The sequence below is a fragment of the Pseudoalteromonas sp. TAB23 genome (genome assembly GCF_000498075.1).
GTDB classification, from domain to species: domain Bacteria; phylum Pseudomonadota; class Gammaproteobacteria; order Enterobacterales; family Alteromonadaceae; genus Pseudoalteromonas; species Pseudoalteromonas arctica.
Genome location: NZ_AUTP01000351.1, coordinates 1 through 3,895, shown reverse-complemented (window position 1 = coordinate 3,895; position 3,895 = coordinate 1). Strand labels below are relative to the sequence as shown.

General features: G+C 40.5%; 5 protein-coding genes and 1 pseudogene. 1 reads left to right on the top strand and 5 read right to left on the bottom strand.

Annotated features, from left to right (window positions below):
* Positions 1 to 558 precede the first annotated feature (558 nt).
* The 4 genes from L654_RS0123600 to L654_RS0123580 all read right to left on the bottom strand — a co-directional run bounded on the left by L654_RS0123600 (position 559) and on the right by L654_RS0123580 (position 2,810).
* Positions 559 to 1,715 (bottom strand): IS3 family transposase gene (locus tag L654_RS0123600; RefSeq protein WP_139016127.1). Its coding sequence is split into 2 segments (ribosomal slippage): positions 559 to 1,472 and positions 1,472 to 1,715, totalling 1,158 coding nucleotides; the frame shifts between segments, so codons are not numbered across the junction.
* A gap of 46 nt (positions 1,716 to 1,761) precedes the next feature.
* Positions 1,762 to 2,013: a hypothetical protein gene (locus L654_RS0123590; protein ID WP_024609216.1), complete on the bottom strand. Its 252-nt coding sequence runs from the start codon at positions 2,011 to 2,013 to the stop codon at positions 1,762 to 1,764.
* Positions 2,014 to 2,070: 57 nt separating this feature from the next.
* Positions 2,071 to 2,604, bottom strand: a complete 534-nt coding sequence (locus L654_RS0123585; RefSeq protein WP_024609215.1) for a DUF1566 domain-containing protein — start codon at positions 2,602 to 2,604, stop codon at positions 2,071 to 2,073.
* Positions 2,601 to 2,810 carry a DUF1566 domain-containing protein gene (locus L654_RS0123580; RefSeq protein ID WP_024609214.1) on the bottom strand — a complete coding sequence of 70 codons (210 nt, stop codon included), beginning with the start codon at positions 2,808 to 2,810 and terminating at the stop codon, positions 2,601 to 2,603. Before L654_RS0123580 ends, L654_RS0123585 begins: the two co-directional genes overlap by 4 nt.
* Positions 2,811 to 2,823: 13 nt before the next feature.
* Here L654_RS0123580 and L654_RS0123575 point away from each other — a divergent pair.
* Positions 2,824 to 3,303: pseudogene (locus L654_RS0123575) on the top strand (GGDEF domain-containing protein); the annotation flags it as partial.
* Between the two features lie 10 nt (positions 3,304 to 3,313).
* Here the strand turns inward: L654_RS0123575 and L654_RS0123570 are convergent.
* Positions 3,314 to 3,895, bottom strand: a 582-nt coding sequence (locus L654_RS0123570) for a substrate binding domain-containing protein (protein WP_024609201.1), incomplete at its 5' end; no start/stop codon positions are given.

The following is a 3,895-nucleotide window of genomic DNA, read 5'->3' as shown; positions in this document are numbered from 1 at the left end:
GGCGGCATTGGTGGGTAAGCGTCCAAAATAGCGCAAAGCCCTATACTTAGTCAGACCAATGATGTGCTTGAGGGGGAATTTCTAACAGGGAGCTAGTGCAGTAACTGGGGAAGCCTGGCATCTAAACTTAACTATTAAGTAAGTGGCATAAACTCAAGGAGAAATCCAAGGTTTTCTGTCGGTGTGAGGTGGCAGATGAACCCGTAGTAGTGAGTAAGGCTAGGCCGATGAAAGCCAGTAATGGTGTGGAGGATAAAGCCAAGCCGACTATCAACAGTGCGTTTGATAGGGTCAATTTGAGTCAAAAGCTTTCATTGATTGCGAAGGGGGGAAGTGATTTATAAATCACTAAAATGTAGTGGGATTTGTATTGGGTCTACGAGTTGTTTAATAAAGCAAGGTCTCCTTGATTGGCTGAGGGTGAAGCTAAAACTAAGTGATGTGAGACAATATTTTGAGAGTTCATTTTAGTCTTTATGGGCGCATGTTATCACTGCAAGCGCTTTATGTGGCTTACAAGCAAGTGAAAAAGAATCGAGGCGCTGCCGGCTGTTCTGGTCAACTCCAGCCGGACACTTTTCTTAAAGAATTTTCATACTCTACTGGTGACTGATCGTTATTAGCTGAGTGCAGCCTTTCCAGATTGTAATATTTCATATAGTCAGTAACATCATTTTTCATGTGTTCACGCGTTGGCTGAGCCACTTTTAACAACCAATCATGTTTCAAGCTGCCAAAAAACCTTTCAACAACAGCGTTATCCCAACACGCTCCCACATCACCCATGCTTGCTCGCATACCAAACTGCTTTAACAGGTTGCGATATCGCTTACTCGTATACTGAGACCCTCTATCAGAATGAAATACCAAGCCTTTGGCTGGTTTTCTCAGGTTATAAGCCTTAATCATGGCTTTCATTACCAAATCGGTCGTCATACGTTTATCAATATGCCAGCCAACAATTCGACGAGAATATAAATCCATTACAACAGCAAGGTATAGCCAGCCTTCGCCAGTTTTCAGGTATGTCACGTCGCCAGCCCAAATCTGATTGGGTGCGACCGGATTAAAGTTTTGATTAAGCAAATTATCTGCAACTGCATCAGCGTGTTTACGCTTAGTTGTTACCTTATAAGCTACTCGCTGTTTAACCACTAAATTGAGCTTCGCCATTAACTTTCTGGTTTTATAGCGTGTTATTTTAAAGCCTTCTTTGCGTAAGTTCTTACATAGCTCACGGTAGCCTAAGCTTTCTCTGCTGCGTTTAAACAGCGCTTTGGCTCTGCGATAAAGATACAGCTCTTTGGCCGTTATAAGCTTTGCTGGACGTGCCAGCCATGCGTAATAGCTAGAGCGACTCACCTTCATAGCTGAGCATAATTTTATAACGCGAAAAGCTTGGCTATTTTCTTTGATGAACTGATACTTTACTTCATTTCTCTCGCAAAGAAGGCGCTGGCCTTTTTTAAGATCTCTTTCTCCATTTTGAGATCTTTCACTTCTTTCCTCAGACGCTTTAGCTCTGCGCGCTCATCTTCATTTAGCGAATTACCAGCTTGTTGCTCTTCGAGTTTAGCTTTCCAGTTATAAATAAGTTTGGTGGTGATCCCTAAAGAGGCTGCGGCCTCTGAAACTGAATAACCTTGCTCAGTGACTAAAGCAACTGCTTCTTGCTTAAATTCGGTTGTATAAGTTTTATTTTTTCGTTTTGTCATTTAACACCTCAATATTAGGACATTGTCCATTATTAAAGTGTCCGGCTCAATTAAACCAGTTCACCTCATCTCCCTGATTTATATATCCGTCAGCATCGACAAGTGTATAAAGCTCTCCACGCAATTTAATTAGATCACCGCCAAATATATTTTGAAAATAAGTTAAATGGTAAGGTGACTTATCCATAAACGTGATTTTTTCTGTTGTTTCAGTCAAGACTACTTCGTTATCTGAACAAGCGGCAAGCGTGCTAACTGTGACGGCTGCAAGCAGCATATTTTTAATTGTATTAAACACTAACCTTATTCCTTTTTAGTTACTAAAGACTGGCGTTTAAGCGCCAGTCTTTGGCTTTTAATTTAATTCTTTAACAAAACGAATTAATCGGTGTGTATTCACATCAGTTAAAAACTCACTGCCGTTAGAGAAATCAACTATCAGGCCTTTTACGCTTTCTTGTGAAGTTAAATTATGAGCGTCAGGCGTGTTTGACCAATAAGCAGCTGAGGGTGTACTTGGAAACATTGTTAAGTTTATCGCAGGCTCGACACAAGCTCGCTCTACTAATTTACTTAGCTGCTTGATGTTGGGTAAGCGCCAACCATCTTGGCCGTATTGACGTGAATTTTCATCAGCGATTTTCAACGCACTTTGCCAGGATTCAATATTGGTAGGGGCGCCAATACAATTACCATTTTCATACGTTTGGCCATAAGAACACTTGCTCCACAGCAAACCATTGACAATATCGGTCACAGTGCCATCGTTATTATCTAAAAAATGACTGTCTGGTTGTGTTGCCTCAATCGATTCTGTTTTGCATGTTTGTGCGGCTAATCCTGTACTAAAAAGTGCGGCCATAGCGAGTGTTGTGTAAAGAGTTTTCATTGTGCACCTCCACGTACTGCACGGATTTTGTAGTGCAGATTCTTATTACAAAATTTAGATTGCCCGGTTGCTGTGTCTAAGCACCACACAGCGCCTTCTGCATCTGCCGAAGGGGTTGAGCTTAATATTTGACCTTTAGGCTCATTAGGGAAGTAAGGCGCTAGTGAATCTCCCGCATCAACGGCATAGTTGTGTAAAGACTTCAATTCACTAATCTGTGGTAACCGCCAATCTTTAAACCACTACTTTGAAGTAGAACTAAAAGATAAGTCGCAGTTATATTTGTTTTTACTTGATTTAGACTTTTTTAAACAGGTAAATGATGAGCATGGCCATGGTGTGGGTGACCAAGTACTTGTCGAGGTGGCCACTTTACTAAGAGTTGTCCTTGGTAGAGGGTATGTATTTAGAGTAGGCGGTGAAGAGTTTGCTTTATTTAGCTCTTTTGCAAATGAAGAGGCTGCACTTAATACCGCTGAACAAATAAGAGCACGTTTTGAAAATACCACATTTGACATTGACGGCCTTGCAATTAATGTTACAACCAGTATTGGTGTTGCAAAATTTAAAAGTACTAATTCATTGGAAAGCTTTGTAAACCAAGCAGATAAACAGTTATACAAAGCAAAACAATTTGGTCGCAATAAAGTGTATTGTAAGTTTAAAAAAGAACATGACTACGAAACGGTAGTTGCTTAAGCAGGGTTACTTAATACATTTGCTCAAAATTGGGGATCCCGTTTTCCCAAATCGGTTTATCTTTTCCTAAATGCTCGCGCACAACATCAAAAAACAACCGGGTCCTCACTGGTAAATCTCGGTGCGGATATACGGCATACATCGCACTAAACTCCATCAGTTTTACATCGGTCAATAAAGGCACTAGCTTACCTTGTATTATTTCATCACCAATAATAAATGCAGGGGCGACAAAGTAAGTTGTGCCCGATAATGTTTTCATTAACAATGACTCGGCATCATTAGCACGAAACACACTTTTTATTTTTTGCTCGCAGCGTTCACCCTTACTATCGTAGTAATCTATTGCTTCTACTCGAATAGAATTACTGGCATAGCTTGCTGCTGGTAATTGCGCTAACTCTTCGATTGTTTTTGGCATACCGTAAGTTTCAATAAACTGTGGTGCAGCTAAAATTAATAATCGGTTACGCGCTATTTTACGTGCAATAAGTGACGAATCTTTATGCTCACCTACACGAAAAGCCAAATCAAATCCTTCAGAGACTATATCTACTAATCTATCGTCTAAACGCAGTTCAACTTCTACTTG